Below are 15,220 nucleotides of genomic sequence, written 5' to 3'. Positions count from 1 at the left end.
AGACCGCGCCCTTGGGGGCGCCGTAGCGGAGGCCGTCGATCAACAGGGCGATCATGCGCTGTGTATGGCCGCCGTCGCCCTCCCGGTCCGGCAGGGTCAGGTTGGCCACGGCGCGCAGCAGGTCGTAGGGGTGCCGCCCTGCCGTGGCGCGGCGTGGACCGGTCGGCGCCGTCTGCCGGGCGATGGGACGCCGCGTCGTGCTGCCACTGCGACGACCACTCGGGGCATCTCGGGGACTGCGTCACCTGGCTCGTCGTCGGTGTGGCGGTGCTCCTCGTCGCCATGACCGCGTAGAGCGCCGCGCGGCCGGGCCGCCCACCCGGACCTTCATGCCGCGCGGCTGTCCTTCAGGACTTCGTCGCGTAGTTGGTGGCAGCAGCGGCTGATCAGGCGTGAGACGTGCATCTGCGAGATGCCGAGTTGCTCGGCGATGCTGCTCTGGGTCATGTCCTTGAAGAACCTCATGTACAGGATGGCGCGTTCGCGCTCGGGGAGGGCTTCCAGGCGGGGCTTGACCGCCTCCCGGTCCACGACCGTGTCTAGGGCCGGGTCGGGCGAGCCCAGGGCGTCGCCCAGTGAGTAGCCGTCCTCGCTGCCGGGGAGTTCGGCGTCGAGCGAGAGCGTGCTGAAGCTCTCCAGCGCCTCGAGACCGATCCGCACCTCCTCCTCGCTCAGATCCGCCTGCGCGGCGATCTCGCTCACACCGGGCCGGCTGTCCGAGACGCTCCGGGACAGCTCCTGGCAGGCGGCCCGCACACGATTGCGCAGGTCCTGGACCCGGCGCGGTACGTGCAGGGTCCACATGTGATCGCGGAAGTGCCGCTTGATCTCCCCGGTGACCGTGGGGACGGCATAGCTTTCGAAGGCGTTGCCCCGCTCGGGGTCGTAGCGGTCGACCGCCTTGACCAGTCCCAGGGCGGCGACCTGGCGCAGGTCCTCATAGCTTTCGCCACGGCTGCGGAACCGCCCCGCGAGCCGGTCCGCCATCGGCAGCCACGCCTCGACGATCTCCTCACGGAGCGAGTCACGCCGCTGGCCCGGAGGCATCGTGGCAAGCGTGTGGAAGGCATCCTCGGTGTCGGGGGCGTCGTCGTGGGGGTGGCGCTGCGTGCTCGCTCGAGTTCGCATGGTGCGTCGAACTCCCTTGTTTGGTGGTGGGACGATCCCCATGGGGTGCGACAGATCCGCGGGCAACCTCACCCGGGCGACGAGTCCGTCGCTCCCACAGGCGTGCCTCCTGTCCGAAACACTCCTTTTTCCCTTGCCCCTCACGACGGACCACAAACACCGGAACAGAATTTCCGGAAAACTTTTGCGCTTCGCATGCCTTCCGGGCGGTCCGTGCGCATAGGTGCCTGTCCCGGGGGTACCACGGGCGGCGTCCGGAGGCCGTGACCACACCACCCGTGGAAGGGAGGCAACCAGCCGTGACAGATCACGGCTCACGGAGACAGGCCGACGCACTCGGGCACCAGAGAGTCACCGATCCACTGGCTGATGATGACCGCTGCGCGAGACCACCGCCCTGTGGGACGTGCACACGGCCGTACGTCGGGCGGCTCGGGCGAGGAAGCGGCGGGCCGCGGACGACGAGGCCCGCCGGACCGTAACGGAAGGACGATGAACCATCATGCGTATCGCGTTTCTGACCGCACCCGAAGGCGTCGAACAGGTCGAGCTCACCGATCCCTGGCAGGCGGCGGCCGACGCGGGTCACGAGCCCGTGCTCGTGTCGACCAAGCCGGGTGAGATCCAGGCCTTCCACCACCTCGACAAGGCGGACACGTTCCCGGTGGACGTGGTCGTGGACGAGGTGTCGGCCGATGCGTTCGGTGCGCTCGTGCTGCCCGGTGGCGTGGCCAATCCCGACGCGCTGCGGCTGAACCGGAAGGCCGTCGCTTTCGCCAAGGGCTTCTTCGACAACGGCCGTCCGGTCGCCGCGATCTGCCACGCACCGTGGACGCTGGTCGAGGCCGACGTCGTGCGCGGCCGGACGCTCACCTCGTGGCCGAGCCTGCGGACCGACATCCGTAACGCGGGCGGCACTTGGGTCGACGAGCAGGTGCGGATCTGCGACGACGGTCCCAACACGCTGATCACCAGCCGCAAGCCGGGCGACCTGAAGGCGTTCCGCGAGGCGTTCCTGGAGGTTTTCTCACAGCGGACCGACTGATGCGCTCGCGCGTATGCCTGAACTCCACATTCGGGGTTACCCGCAATTCAGGAGGTTCAAGTCATGATTCCCATCCTGCTCGTTCTTCTTCTGGTACTGATTCTCTTCGGCGCCGGGTTCGCCGTGAAACTTCTCTGGTGGATCGCCCTGGCGGTGCTGGTCATCTGGCTGCTGGGATTCCTGGTACGCGGAACCGCCGCGGGCGGTGGCAGGTCCCGGTGGTATCGGTGGTGACGCACCGTCAGCCCGGCCAATCGGCGTGAGCCGACCCGAATTCCTTCTGCGGCGGAGGTGTTCACCCATGCCCGAATACGGTTACTTCCTCGCGTGCGAGGAAATCGGTCCCGCCGGCCTCGCCGAACAGGCGAGGTCGGCGGAACAGGCCGGATTCCAGTCGCTGTGGATCTCCGACCACTACCACCCGTGGAACGACTCCCAGGGCCAGAGCCCGTTCGTCTGGTCGGTGATCGGCGCGCTCTCGGAGGCGGTCTCCCTGCCCATCGAGACCGCGGTGACGTGTCCCACCGTGCGGATCCACCCGGCAGTCGTCGCGCAGGCCGCAGCGACCTGTGCGGTGATGACCGGCGGCCGCTTCCGCCTGGGCGTCGGCACGGGTGAGGCGCTCAACGAGCACATTCTCGGCGGTTCTTGGCCGCCCGCGCAGGTCCCGCATGGAGATGCTGGAGGAGGCGATCCAGGTGATGCGCCGGCTGTTCTCCGGCGAGGAGGTCAGTCACCACGGCACCCACTGCACCGTGGAGAACGCCCGTCTCTACACCGTCCCCGACGAGCCCGTGCCGATCGACGTGTCCGGCTTCGGCCCCAAGGCGGCCGCGCTCGCGGCCGGCGTCGGCGACGGCTACATCACGATGACGCCCGACGAGTCCCTGGTGTCGCAGTTCCTCAAGGCCGGCGGGGCCGGCCGGACGGTCAGCGGCGGCACCAAGGTCTGCTACGACACCGACCGGGAGGAGGCCGTACGCACGGTACACCGGTTGTGGTCCAACCAGTTGCTGCCCGGCGAGATGGGGCAGATCCTGCCCTCCCCCAGCCACTTCGAGCAGTTGGAGCCGCTCGTCACCGAGGAGATGGTCCGCGAGAACACCGTGTGCGGGAACGACGTCGACGAACATCTCGCCGCGCTCGACGCGTTCGCCGAGGCCGGCTTCGACCGGATCTACGTCAACCAGATCGGCCCGGACCAGCGCGGGTCCTTCGACTTCTACCGTACGAAAGTGCTGCCGCAGCTCCCGCACGACCACCGATGACCACGGGCACCCAACGGAGGGGTCCACGATGAAACTCCATCGACCCGCCGTCTCCGTGTACACCGTGCCCACCGACGCACCGGAGGCGAACGGCACGCTGGCTTGGGACTCGACGACGATGGTGCTCGCCGAGGTCTCGGCCGGCGGCGCGACGGGCACGGGCTGGACCTACGGCCCGGCCTCAGTCGGCCTGATGCTCGGCGAGCACCTCGCCACCCTGGTCGAGGGCCAGGACGCGCTGGACATCCCGGCTCTGCACGACGCGATGTGCAGGTCCGTGCGCGAAGCGGGCCGTCCCGGGATCACCGGGTGCGCGATCTCGGCGCTGGACATCGCCCTGTGGGACCTCAAAGCGCGGCTCCTCGACCTCCCGCTCGTCAGCCTCCTCGGCGCGGCCCGCACTCGGGTTCCGGTGTACGGCAGCGGCGGTTTCACGACGTACCCCGAAAAGTGCCTCGCGGACCAGCTGGGCCGCTGGGTGCACGAGCAGCGCATCCCCCGCGTCAAGATCAGGATCGGCACGGGCTGGGACCAGGGGTTCCACAGGGACCTCTCCCGAGTCCGCGCCGCCGGCCGGGCCATCGGCCCCGGGACGGAGTTGTACGTCGACGCCAACGGCGCCTACAACCGCAAGCAGGCGCTGCGCATCGGCAGCGCCCTTGGCCACTACGGCGTCAGCTGGTTCGAGGAACCGGTCTCCTCGGACGACCTGACCGGCCTGCGGCTGCTGCGCGACACCCTGGACTGCGATGTGGCGGCCGGTGAATACGGTTACGACCTCCCGTACTTCGCCCGACTGGTCACTGCGGGCGCCGTGGACTGTCTCCAGGTCGACGCGACGCGCTGCGGCGGCATCACCGAGTTCCTGCGCGCAGCGGCCCTCGCCCTCGCCCACGGCCTGGAGATCTCCGCGCGGTGTGCCCCGAACGCCCATGCGGCAGCGGCGGCCGCCATCCCCAACCTCCGCCACATCGAGTGGTTCCACGACCACGTGCGTATCGAGTCGATGTTCTTCGACGGCACGCTGGACCCTACGGGCGGCACGGTCCAGCCGTCCCAAGGGCCGGGCCACGGGCTGACGTTGCGCAGGCAGGACGCGGAGAAGTACCGGGTCGCCTAACGACGGCGGCGGGCCACGACCAGCAGGTCCACTGCGGCCACCAGGGCAAGGCCCGCACAGATCGCGGCGAGGGTGATGAGCGGGGTGCGGCCGGGGCTGTCGCCCGGACCGGAGTGCGCGGCCCAGATACCGAACAGGGCCGCTGCCGCGGCGAACAGGGGCAGGAAGATGCTGCTCAGCAGCAGCCGCAGACGTACAGCGCTGCGGGCGGTGGCCGGCTCGGTTCCGGTGCGCGGGGAGCGGCGGCCGATCAGCCCTGAGCGCGCCCGCGGGTCCGGTTGACGGCTTCGTCGGGCAGGGTCGTGGTTCATGGTCATCGTCCTCCGCGTGCGGTCACTGCTCGCTTGTATGCCGGTGCCGTACCCACAGTGGCCAGCCGAACCAGCACAGCAGGTACCAGAGCACCACCACCGCGACCAGCAGGAGTACGTAGTCGGCCTGGGTGGCGACCCTGAGGACGAGCAGGAGCGACGAGGTCATCGTGGCGAGCAGCAGGACGAGGCCGACGAAGGTCAGACGGGAGGCCAGGCTCACCGCCTGCGGTTTCACCCGCCGCCCGGACACCAGGCGGTGCAGGGACACCGGGCCGATCAGGGCGCCGGTCGCGGCGGCGCCGAGGACGACGGTCACGATGTAGATCACCCGGTCCGTGTGGGCCAGACGGGCGAAGGCCGGGGTGAACACCACGGTGAGCAGGAAGCCGAAGAGGATCTGGACGCCCGTCTGCGCGACCCGGACCTCCTGGATCAGCTCGACCCACATCCGGTCGGCCCGCTCCTCCGCCGTCTCGTCACGCCCGGTTCGCTTGCCGTCTGCGCCACGTGTGGTGTTCATCGCTGACACATCCCTCGTCGACACGGCCGGACAGGGACCGACCACTGCCCGGTACCCGATGCGATGATGCGTACACGCGGTACGGTCGCGCACCCCGAGTACCCGTCAGTCCGCCATTGCCGTCACTCCCCCGTCGCCGTACGCCGCCTCGGCCGACGCCAGGTGCATGCGCGTGGCCGACAGACAGACGATCAGCGCCGAGGCGGCCACCGCGGCCATACCCGGCACCAGTCCCGCCGCGCCCACGATGAAGCCGATCACGGCCGGGCCGACCAGCAGACCGGTGGTCCCCATCGCGGCGACCAGCGCCAGGGCGTCGGAGCCCTTCGCGGCCGCGGCGACGTACACACGGTGTGACGGCGGCCGCGCCCAGACCCACGCACGCGAAGCCCGCCAGAGTCGGCACCACCCCGCCGGCCAACAGGGCGAGCGCCAGTCCGATACCTGCCACCGCGCTGCCGACCGCACGACGTGCCCGTCAGCCCAGCGGCTGCGCCAGCGGTCGGCGAAGATCCGGGTCGGCAGCATCATGACCGAGACGACCGCGATGCCCATCGAATTCGAGCAGGCCCTTCGCTTCGCCGGGCGAGACGGCGCCCCGGACCACGACGTAGCCGTATGTCTGCCAGAAGGCGAACTCCTCCTCGGACAGCACGCGCAGGGGCCGGGACTTGCCGATGTGCGGCAGGGGTGTCTGCGCGAGATAGGTCTCGCCGTCCGCGCTGAAGTAGGGGCGCTCCGAGGGGGCGCGGCAGAGGTAGGGGGCATGCGTCGGCATGCGATCACTCCAGGGATCGAGTTCTTCGGCGGCCGAGTGGCTGAATGCCGGCGCCGCGATGATCGAACCGAGGTTCCCTCAGCTTGGACCAGACCACTGAGCGATGTCAACGCGAACCCGCCGAAGCTGCCGCCGAATGCCTGCGAACTGCCGGTCGCCGGGGCCGTGTTCAGTACGGCCTACCCCGGAGGACCGAAGGCCCCCGGCGCGTCCGCGCCAGGGGCTCTGCGGCCGTGCCACGTCCGCGGTCAGCCCGCTACGACGGCCTCCGCCGCGGCCACTCCGCAGACCCGGGCGGCACCGTGCGTGGCGATGTGCACGGCGCCGCGGGGAGGCGACTGCGGTATGCCCATCTCCACGACGATCGTGTCCGGACGCGCGGCGAGGACGACATCCAGGGCCGACCGCATCCAGGCGTGCCGGTGCTCGTCGCGGACGACGGCGACGATACGGCGGTCGCCGGCCGCGGCCAGGGCCTCGGCGCCCGCCTCCGCCCCGCTGAAGGAGCCGGTCGTGGTGCCCGGCAGCAGTCGCCCCAGTTCGCCTCCGACGCCCCACGGCGTGATGTCGCCGACGGCGATGTTGGGGACAGGATTGAACGTCGCGACGTACACCGGTCCGTCCAGGGGCGACGCGGGACCCTGGCGCCGTACGGCCAACGCGCGGCGGGCCGCGAGCAGTCCGACCTCGCGATCGGGTGCCGCGTCCGCTTGCGCGCGCCGCCTCGCCGCGACCGTCCACCGGGCCAGCCGGCGCACCCGGGCGGCGGCGTCGGCCAGCCGCTCCTCCGGCATCTCCCCGCTGCGGACGGCGGCCACGAGGGCGTCCCTCAGCCGCAGCACCGTGTCCTCGTCGCACAGTCCGCCGCCCACGCAGATCGCGTCGGCCCCGGCCGCGATCGCCATGACGACGCCGCGCTCGAGGCCGTAGGCGCCCGCGATGGCCCGCATCTCCATGCCGTCGGTGACGATCAGCCCGTCGTAGCCCAGCTCACCGCGCAGCAGGTCGGTGAGGACCCGGCGCGACAGGGTGCCGGGGCGTTCCGGATCCAGCGCGGGGACGAGAATGTGCGCGCTCATGACGGCCTCGGTGCCTGCCGCGACGGCCGCGCGGAACGGGACCAGCTCCCGCTCGCGCAGCGTGAGTTCGTCGACGTCGATGCGCGGCACGGCGTGGTGGGAGTCCACGTTGGTGTCTCCGTGCCCGGGAAAGTGCTTGGTGCACGCGGCGACGCCGCTGGACTGCATGCCCTCGACGTAGGCCGCCGTGTGCCGGGCCACCAGGTGGGCGTCCGCGCCGAACGAGCGCACACCGATGACCGGGTTGTCGGGGTTGGCGTTGACGTCCGCGGAGGGCGCCCAGTTGAGGTTCACGCCGCACTCCGCGAGCCGGCGGCCGAGTTCGCGGGCTACGCGCCGGGTGAGTGCGGGGTCGTCGACGGCACCGAGCGCGTGGTTGCCGGGGAACGCGGAGCCCATGTGGACGTCCAGGCGGGTGACGTCGCCGCTCTCCTCGTCGATGGCCACCAGCAGATCGTCCCGCTCCGCCCTCAACTGCTCGGTGAGGGAGGCGACTTGATCTTCCGCGCCCGAACAGGGCCACGGAGGCGAGACCTTCCCCGACGCGTCGGCGCACCCAGTCCGGCGCGGTGGTGCCGGCGAACCCGGGCTGCAACACCGCGAGGGCGTCGCGGGTGAGGGTCTCGTTGCCGGTGGCGATGGTGGTCATCAGAGGCGTCATCCCTTCACGGCGCCGCCGGGCGGGCCGAGCGCAGCCGCGTGTTGCCGAGGTGGGAAGCAGAGACGAGGGCGGGATCTCGCCACGCTATTGGTGTAGACCTGCACGAGGAAACCTTGGCCTAGACTTTTATGCAGCGTCAAGGCCGCCGGTGCGGTCGAACTGCCCCGCTACGCGAGGAACATCCCCACCGAACGCGCTCGCGGATCGCGTTCCGAGTTGGACTACACCAAAGACCGGTTGCGGGCTATAACGGGGTCCGGCGAATCGACCGTCCTGCCCGGAGCGGCGTCCGCTGCCGCCGGCGGAGACCATGCGCGCTCGGAACACTGGGGTCTGATCACCCGTAACACCGTCGGCTCTCCCGTCGCCGCACTGCGGAACGGCCCGTACGGGTCCTTCAATGTGACGGGGGCCGCCGCCAGGCCGCCGTACGGGACGGGAAGCCAGGGAATCGAGGTGGCGGACCACTCCACGTCGCTCGATCCTGCTTCCGAGAGGGCGGACTTCGGCAACGAGGTCGACTTCCTCGGCGATTCGGTGCTGGGTCTGAGCGAGGTCGGATTCCATGTCTTCCGGACCAGCGAGAATGTCTCCCACGGCGGCGCGCAGAACATGCCGGACATCAGGTTCGAGATCGCCCCGAACGTGAGCGCTCACCCCGGCGACAACTATTCGGCTCTGGTCTGGGTGCCGGACGCGGTCCCGGTGACCGATCGCCGGAGCGGGAACATCGACGCCACCTCCACCGGCTACTGGTTCCTCACCGGCGGCGAAACCGCATGCACCCCGGTCGCCAGGTGCAGCTTCGACCGACTGAAGGCCTCACTCGACGACGGCGGCGAGCGGCCGACCATCTACACCGTCTCGGTGGGCACGGGCCGCGACTTCATGTGGATCGGCGCCGTCGACGGCCTCAGGATCAACCGGAACAGCTACGACTTCGAGGCCAACGGGGTCAACGTCCGCCGCGGCCAGCAGCGTGCGGGTGGAACGCCCCGGGCTCCGGCGAGCGGCGCCCGGGGCGTTTGCCGCTCCCGCTCAGCCGAACTGGCCCGGCTGGTAGTCGCCGCCTGCCTGGCGGGTGATGACGGACAGGCGGTTGGAGGCGTTGATCAGGGCGATGAGGCCCACCAGCGCGCCGAGTTGTCCCTCGTCGTAGTGCTTGGCGGCGTTGGCCCAGGCCTCGTCCGTGACGCCGCCTGCCGCGTCGGCGATCCGGGTGCCCTGTTCCGTGAGCTCCAGGGCCGCCCGCTCGGCCTCGGTGAAGACCGTGGCCTCACGCCAGGCGGCGACCAGGTTGAGGCGCACCGGGGTCTCCCCCGCGTGCGCGGCGTCCTTGGTGTGCATGTCGGTGCAGAAACCGCAGCCATTGATCTGGCTGGCGCGGAGCATCACCAGGTTCTGGGTCGCGGTCGGCAGCGTCGAGTCCTTGATGAGGACCATGCTCGCCGAGGCGATGTACTTCATGGACTTGGCCATGAGCGGGCTGCCGGTGAGGTTCAGACGGGGTTCCATGGTGACTCCTTGCCGCGGTGGGCGGATACACCCCTCTGAGACGAGACAGCCCGGTGCGCTGTGACACGAGCGCCCTGCTCGACGAGCCGTGCCGGCCGGCGCCCGCCGCTGCGGGGCGCCGGCCGGCCGCCGGGTCAGGGGAACTGCGTCAGCTTGGACGGGACCGTGCCCGTTCCCGACGTCGGCGCTCCCGCGTCGTTGACGACGTGGGCGTACTGTCCCTTGCCGCCCAGGGAGATGACGAGGATGTCGTGCATCTGGATGCCCGTCTTGACGGGCACCTGGAAGCCGTGGGCCTGGACGATCGTCGGATCGGCCGTGTAGTTGCAGTAACTGCCGAGCCCCCATGCCTCGTGGACGTTCACCGTGTCGGCGACCTTGTAGGCCGCGTAGCCCACGATGCCGTCGTGGGTGATGGCGGCGGCGTCAGGAGCGTCGTAGGCCTTCTCGTTCTGGAAGAAGATGGTGCGCCCGCGCTCGCCGCTCCACAGCACGTCGTACTTGGTGAAGTGCTCGACGAACAGGCCGGTGGCCAGGACGTCGTCGCCGTTGACGCGCAGCCCGTAGTCCGCCCGGTTGGTGTCCCAGCCGACGCCGTCGCCATGGTCGGCCCGCCAGATCCAGGTGTGGTCGATCACGACGTCGTCGCTGTTGACCACGACGGAGTTGGTGGCCAGGCCGGGGCCCGCGCCACCGATGCGGATGAACACGTCCTGCATGGTGGTGGGGTTGGCGGCGTGGTCGGCCGAGGCGCCCGCCGGACCGATCTGGAGGAGCGTGTCGGAGTTCGTCGCGCCGGCGTCGATGAGGAAGCCCGCGAGCCTGACGCCGTCGACGTCCGCCACATGCATCGCGTCGACACCGTTGTCCGGGACGAGGGTGGCCAGGCCCAGACCGAGCACGACCGTGTCGGCGCGTGTCACGTCGATCGTCCGGTCCAGGTGGTAGACCCCGGGCGTGAACAGCAGGTTGAGGCCCTGGGCCAGGGCGGCGTTGATGGTCGCCGCGGTCGCGCCGGGCTTGACCACGTAGAACTGGTCCAGCGGGAGCGAGGTACCGGCGTCGCCGGGCCAGGACACGCCACGCGCGTTGGTGCGCTTGGCGGGCACGAAGACCTTGTAGGCACTGCCGTCCAGGTAGAGGAACGGCTTCTCGCGCGAGATCGGCGTGGTGTCCAGCGTGGTGTACGGCCCGGAGTCGAAGTTGGTCGCGGGGGCGCCCTGGACGCCCGTGAACGTCATGTTCCACACTCCGTTGGTCCAGCCGCCGACGGAGCTGTCGCGGGTGTACCACTGCTGCTGGGAGTACGGCCCGACCGTACCGTCGATCTTCGAGTCGGCGATGTAGCCGCCGGAGGCCCAGCCATAGCCGTTCGGGGCGAGGTTGAGGCCGCCCTGGACGTGGATACGGCGGAACGGCGCGGCCTGCGCGACGGCCCACCGGTCGTCACCACTCACGGGCCGGATGGCGAGGTTCTCGGCCGAACGCCAGAAGTTCTGGGTCGCGTTGCCGTTGAACCAGCCCGCGTCGACGGTGATGTCACCGTTGATCTGGGTGTCGTCGGGGTTGAGGCCGAGGCCGGAGATCGAGGTGTAGAAGCCGAGTTGGGCGTTGATGCCGTTGTAGGTGCCCGGCTTCAGCAGGAACTGGTAGCGGCCGCTGCCGAACTGGCTGGACTCCTGCTGGGCGAAGACCTGGTCGAACTTCTGCTGGAGATTGGGCGTCGAGGGGTCGACGACGATGACGTTGGGACCGAGGTCGCCGCCGCCCTCGACGGGAGGCGTGGTGCCGCCGGAGCCCGTGTGGACGGCGGCTTCCCACAGGGAGTACCCGTAGGCGCTGCCGCGCACGGTCCCGTAGACGCGGACATAGCGGCCCGAACCGCTGACGTCGTAGGAGGCGCTGCCGCCGGTCGCGCCGGTGACGCTCTTCAGCGTGGTCCAGTTCTGGCCGTCCGTGGACGCCTGGATCTGGAACTCCTTGGCGTACGCGGCCTCCCAGCTGAGGTCGACCTTGCAGATGTCCTGGACCGAGCCGAGGTCGACCCGCACCCACTGCGGGTCGGAGAACTGGCTGGACCAGCGGGTGCCGGCGTCGCCGTCGAACGCTGCGGAGGCGGGAGTGCCCGCGTTCTCCGTGGAGGAGGCGGCGGCCGGCCTGCCCTGCGCGGCGTTGGCGGTGCCGCAGGTGGGCGCCGCGCCGCCACCGGTCGTCCCGAAGACCTGGAACTCCCAGAGCGAGTAGCCCCATTGGGTCGCGCGGTGGATGCCGTACATCCGGACGTAGCGGCCCTGGCCCGAGACGTCGAGCGTGTCGATGCCGCCGTCGCCGCCGGTGACGGACTTCAGGTCGGTCCAGTTGCTGCCGTTCTGGGAGACCTGGATCTTGTAGTCGCTGCCGTAGGCGGTCTCCCAGTCGAGGGCGACCTGGGTGATCGAGGCCGAGGTGCCGAGGTCGACCTGGAGCCACTGCGTGTCACTGGCCGCCGACGACCAGCGGGTGCCGGTGTTGCCGTCGACGGCGGCGGTGGCCGGGGTTGCGGCGTTCTCCTCGGACGACGAGGTGGCAGTCCTGCCCTGGGAGAGCGGGGTCTCGGCCGCGGCGGCCGGTGAATGGGTGACGGGCAGGGTGATCAGCGCGGCCATGGCGGCCAGCGCGACACCCAGGGTTCTCAGTCTCATGTGGGACTCCCCTGCGGGTGCGAAGGGTCGGTGGTCACGACGAGCGGTGGCACGAGGTGCGGCCCTGCCATGTGCACGAACGGCCGGCCGAACGGCCGTCTGTGTTGCCCCGGTCGCATGTCGGTCGAACAGGCCCGGGAATTCGCTTAGTTCAAGACTTGATTTAACTGATGAGTCGTCTGGGCGGGCAAGCCCTCGGACGCAGGAAACTTTCAACTTCCGACCGCACGCCCGGCCGAGTCGAGGGCGCGCGCGTTCAAGAAGTGGCGCGAAGAGGGCGACCCAACTTCCCGCCGGGCGCGGTCAGTTCATCGTAAAGAGCCTTGACAGGTGATTGGTCTAGTCCAAGCATGGCTGTCCTCGCCCGCCCACTTCGCCCTGGGAGCGTCCATGAGACGATCTGGCCCCGTCCCCGCACGCTGCTGTCCTGCGTGAGCGTCACCGCCCTGTCCACCGCGCTGGTCGCTCTCGCGAGCGGCGGCGCGGACGCCTCGACGCGGACGCCGTCGCATGCCGCGCGGCCCATGCCCGCACAGGTGGCAGCGCCGTACTTCGAGGCCTGGACCGGCGAAAGCCCGGCCCGACTCGCTGCCGCATCCGGCAACAAGTACCTCACGATGGCCTTCCTCCAGACGGCCGAGGCCGGTTCGTGCACCGCCTACTGGAACGGCGACACCACCCAGCCGATCTCCAGGGCCTCCTTCGGCGCGGACATCGCCGCGATCCAGGCCCGCGGCGGCAACGTCATCCCGTCCTTCGGCGGTTACAGCGCCGACACCACCGACACCGAACTGGCCGACAGCTGCACCGACGTCGACGCCATCGCGTCGGTGTACGAGAGCCTCGTCACGACGTACGGCGTCACACGCATCGACCTCGACATCGAGGCCGACTCCATCACCGACGCCGCCGGCATCGACCGCCGCAACAAGGCCATCGCCGAGGTCCAGCACTGGGCCCGACGCACCGGGCACCACGTGCAGTTCTCCTACACCTTGCCGACGACGACCACCGGACTGGCACCCAGCGGGGTGGCCCTCCTGCGCAACGCCGTCGACAACGGCACCCGGGTGGACGTCGTCAACATCATGACGTTCGACTACTGGGACGGTGCCACGCACGACATGGCGGCCGACACCGTGAGCGCCGCGACCGGCCTGCACGGCCAACTGGCCGCCCTCTACCCGAAGAAGAGCGCGGCGAAGCTCTGGAGCATGATCGGTGTCACCGAGATGCCCGGTATCGACGACTACGGCCCAGAGGAGACCTTCACGACGCAGGACGCGGTCGCGGTCGTGAAGTGGGCCGAGGCCAGGCGCATCAACACCCTTTCCTTCTGGGCGCTCCAGCGCGACAACGGCGGCTGCGTCGGGACCGCCGGGGCCAACTCCTGTTCCGGGATCGCCCAGGACACCTGGTACTTCAGCCACACCTTCGCACGGTTCACCCGGAGCGGCGGCGGCCGCTGACGGGCGAACACACGCGTGCACCGGTCCGGTTCACCCTCGGGCGAACCGGACCGGGAAACGATGTCTTTCAGTCGAAGTAGTCGGGCTGCGTCTGCACGTTGAGCTCACCCAGGTGGATTCGCTTCGCCGGGTCCGTGCGCCGGTCGCCGATCTTCAGGACGTCGAAGCCCTTGGCGATGTCGTTGGAGTAGATGTAGCCGTTGTAGTAGTACGCCGACCACGAGCCGCCGATCTCAAGACTGTCGGTGGTCAGCGGGCCGCGTTCGAAGTAGCCGATCTCCTCCGGGTGGGCCGAGTCGGTGAAGTCCCAGACGGAGACGCCGCCCTGGTACCAGGCCTGGACCATGATGTCCCGGCCCTTGACCGGGATCAGCGAGCCGTTGTGGGCGACGCAGTTCTCGGTGTCCGCCTGATGACGCGGAATCTTGTAGTAGTTCCGGAAGACGAGTTTGCGCTTGTCGCCCTTGCCGACGATGTCGTAGATGCCGTCGGCGCCGCGGTCCGGGCCGATCGCCTCGTTGCAGGTGGCCGCGCCGCCGCCACCCAACTCGTCGGTGAAGACGACCTTGTTCGCCTTCTGGTTGAAGGTCGCCGAGTGCCAGAACGCGAAGTTCACGTTGTCCTGGACCCGGTCGATGACCTTCGGGTGCTCCGGGTCCTTGATGGACAGCAGGATGCCGTCGCCCATACAGGCGCCCGCCGCCAGGTCCTGCGAGGGCAGGGCCGTGATGTCGTGGCAGCCGGTGGTCTTGGAGACGCCCGGGTTGGTGGGCGCGCCGGGGTTGCCTCCGCCGTCCGGGCCATCGCCGGGGAACAGCACCGGGAAGCCGACGACCGCCGCCTTCTCCGGAGCGTTGCGCGGAACCTTGATGACGGAGATGCCGTCGTGCGGCGGCTGGCAGTCCGGGTAGGCGGCGTTCGGCGAGTACGAGGAGACGTAGATGTAGACGTCCCTGCGCTCAGGCACCAGCGAGTGCGTGTGCGACCCGCAGGCGGTCTCGACGGCGGCGACGTACTTCGGGTTGGACTTGTCGCTGATGTCGAAGACCTTCATGCCCTCCCACGAGGACTTTTCGGTCACCGGCTGGGTGGTGCTGTTGCAACTGCTGTCGCTGCGCGAGGAGTCGGTCGACAGGAACAGCAGGTTCCCGGAGACGGAGACGTCGTTCTGCGAGCCGGGACACAGGACCTGGGCGACCGTCTTCGGTGACTTCGGGTTGCTGATGTCGAAGATGCGGAAGCCGTCGTAGTTGCCCGCGAAGGCGTATCTGCCCTGGAAGGCGAGGTCCGAATTGTACCCGGGGAGCGCGTCCTTGGGGATGTTGGTGAGGTGCTCGATGTTGGCGGAGTGGACGATCTCGTCCTGGCCGGGGATCTCACCGCTCGCGACGGCGGCCCGCGCCTTGGCCTGCGCGCTCGTGGAGACGTCCTTGCCGGTGGCCGGCGCGTCCCCGGGATCGGGGGTCGCGGTGGCCGGGACGGCGGTGAGGAGAGCGGCCAGCAGTCCGGCGGCGACTGTGGCGACTCCCATGCGTCTGCGGCGCGTTCGTGGGTCGTTCAACAGAATCACTGTTTCCTCCCTTGTTCCGTTCACCTCGGAACGGTTCACGCATCCCGCAGTATGGTCTTTCTCATGTACATA

At 69.6% G+C, this 15,220-nt stretch carries 10 protein-coding genes and 4 pseudogenes; 5 read left to right on the top strand and 9 right to left on the bottom strand.

From position 1 onward, the window contains the following. Positions 1-327: 327 nt before the first annotated feature. Positions 328-1,128, bottom strand: coding sequence for an RNA polymerase sigma factor SigF (locus tag IEZ19_RS21565; RefSeq protein WP_189312870.1), 801 nt, complete (start codon positions 1,126-1,128; stop codon positions 328-330). 502 nt (positions 1,129-1,630) lie between these two features. Here IEZ19_RS21565 and IEZ19_RS21560 point away from each other — a divergent pair. From IEZ19_RS21560 to IEZ19_RS21545, 4 genes and pseudogenes are all read left to right on the top strand, one after another. Beyond that, entirely contained in the window at positions 1,631-2,173 is a 543-nt protein-coding gene (locus tag IEZ19_RS21560; protein WP_189312869.1) for a type 1 glutamine amidotransferase domain-containing protein, read from the top strand. Between the two features lie 63 nt (positions 2,174-2,236). Beyond that, positions 2,237-2,407, top strand: a complete 171-nt coding sequence (locus IEZ19_RS21555; RefSeq protein WP_189312868.1) for a hydrophobic protein — start codon at positions 2,237-2,239, stop codon at positions 2,405-2,407. Positions 2,408-2,474: 67 nt separating this feature from the next. After that, a pseudogene (locus IEZ19_RS21550) lies at positions 2,475-3,441 on the top strand (LLM class F420-dependent oxidoreductase). A gap of 28 nt (positions 3,442-3,469) precedes the next feature. Continuing rightward, on the top strand, positions 3,470-4,561 hold the full coding sequence (locus tag IEZ19_RS21545) for an enolase C-terminal domain-like protein (RefSeq protein ID WP_189312867.1): 1,092 nt from the start codon (positions 3,470-3,472) through the stop codon (positions 4,559-4,561). On the opposite strand, the gene IEZ19_RS21540 is transcribed toward IEZ19_RS21545, so the two are convergent. The 7 genes and pseudogenes from IEZ19_RS21540 to IEZ19_RS21510 form a co-directional block, all read right to left on the bottom strand. Beyond that, on the bottom strand, positions 4,558-4,872 hold the full coding sequence (locus IEZ19_RS21540; protein ID WP_189312866.1) for a DUF6343 family protein: 315 nt from the start codon (positions 4,870-4,872) through the stop codon (positions 4,558-4,560). The genes IEZ19_RS21545 and IEZ19_RS21540 overlap by 4 nt on opposite strands. A 22-nt stretch (positions 4,873-4,894) precedes the next feature. Beyond that, on the bottom strand, positions 4,895-5,395 hold the full coding sequence (locus IEZ19_RS21535) for a DUF6328 family protein (RefSeq protein WP_189312865.1): 501 nt from the start codon (positions 5,393-5,395) through the stop codon (positions 4,895-4,897). A gap of 105 nt (positions 5,396-5,500) precedes the next feature. Further along, positions 5,501-5,950 (bottom strand): annotated as a pseudogene (locus tag IEZ19_RS21530) (MFS transporter); the annotation flags it as partial. A gap of 1 nt (position 5,951) precedes the next feature. Further along, positions 5,952-6,173: pseudogene (locus IEZ19_RS21525) on the bottom strand (phytanoyl-CoA dioxygenase family protein); the annotation flags it as partial. 248 nt (positions 6,174-6,421) lie between these two features. After that, positions 6,422-7,901 (bottom strand): annotated as a pseudogene (locus IEZ19_RS21520) (glycoside hydrolase family 3 protein). Positions 7,902-8,951: 1,050 nt separating this feature from the next. Beyond that, on the bottom strand, positions 8,952-9,428 hold the full coding sequence (locus IEZ19_RS21515; RefSeq protein ID WP_189312864.1) for a carboxymuconolactone decarboxylase family protein: 477 nt from the start codon (positions 9,426-9,428) through the stop codon (positions 8,952-8,954). Between the two features lie 134 nt (positions 9,429-9,562). Continuing rightward, a complete protein-coding gene (locus IEZ19_RS21510; RefSeq protein WP_189312863.1) occupies positions 9,563-12,109 on the bottom strand; it encodes a discoidin domain-containing protein in 2,547 nt (848 codons plus the stop codon). A gap of 431 nt (positions 12,110-12,540) precedes the next feature. On the opposite strand from IEZ19_RS21510, the gene IEZ19_RS21505 reads away from it, so the two are divergent. Further along, positions 12,541-13,578: a chitinase gene (locus IEZ19_RS21505; protein ID WP_229840522.1), complete on the top strand. Its 1,038-nt coding sequence runs from the start codon at positions 12,541-12,543 to the stop codon at positions 13,576-13,578. A 67-nt stretch (positions 13,579-13,645) separates the two neighbouring features. Here IEZ19_RS21505 and IEZ19_RS21500 read toward each other — a convergent pair whose 3' ends face one another. Continuing rightward, positions 13,646-15,148 carry an LVIVD repeat-containing protein gene (locus tag IEZ19_RS21500; protein ID WP_189312861.1) on the bottom strand — a complete coding sequence of 501 codons (1,503 nt, stop codon included), beginning with the start codon at positions 15,146-15,148 and terminating at the stop codon, positions 13,646-13,648. Positions 15,149-15,220: the final 72 nt, after the last annotated feature.

The sequence above is a fragment of the Streptomyces brasiliensis genome (assembly GCF_014647875.1).
Classification (GTDB): domain Bacteria; phylum Actinomycetota; class Actinomycetes; order Streptomycetales; family Streptomycetaceae; genus Streptomyces; species Streptomyces brasiliensis.
The sequence above is the reverse complement of the archived record's forward strand: the minus strand, read 5'-3'. Positions and strand labels throughout refer to the sequence as shown.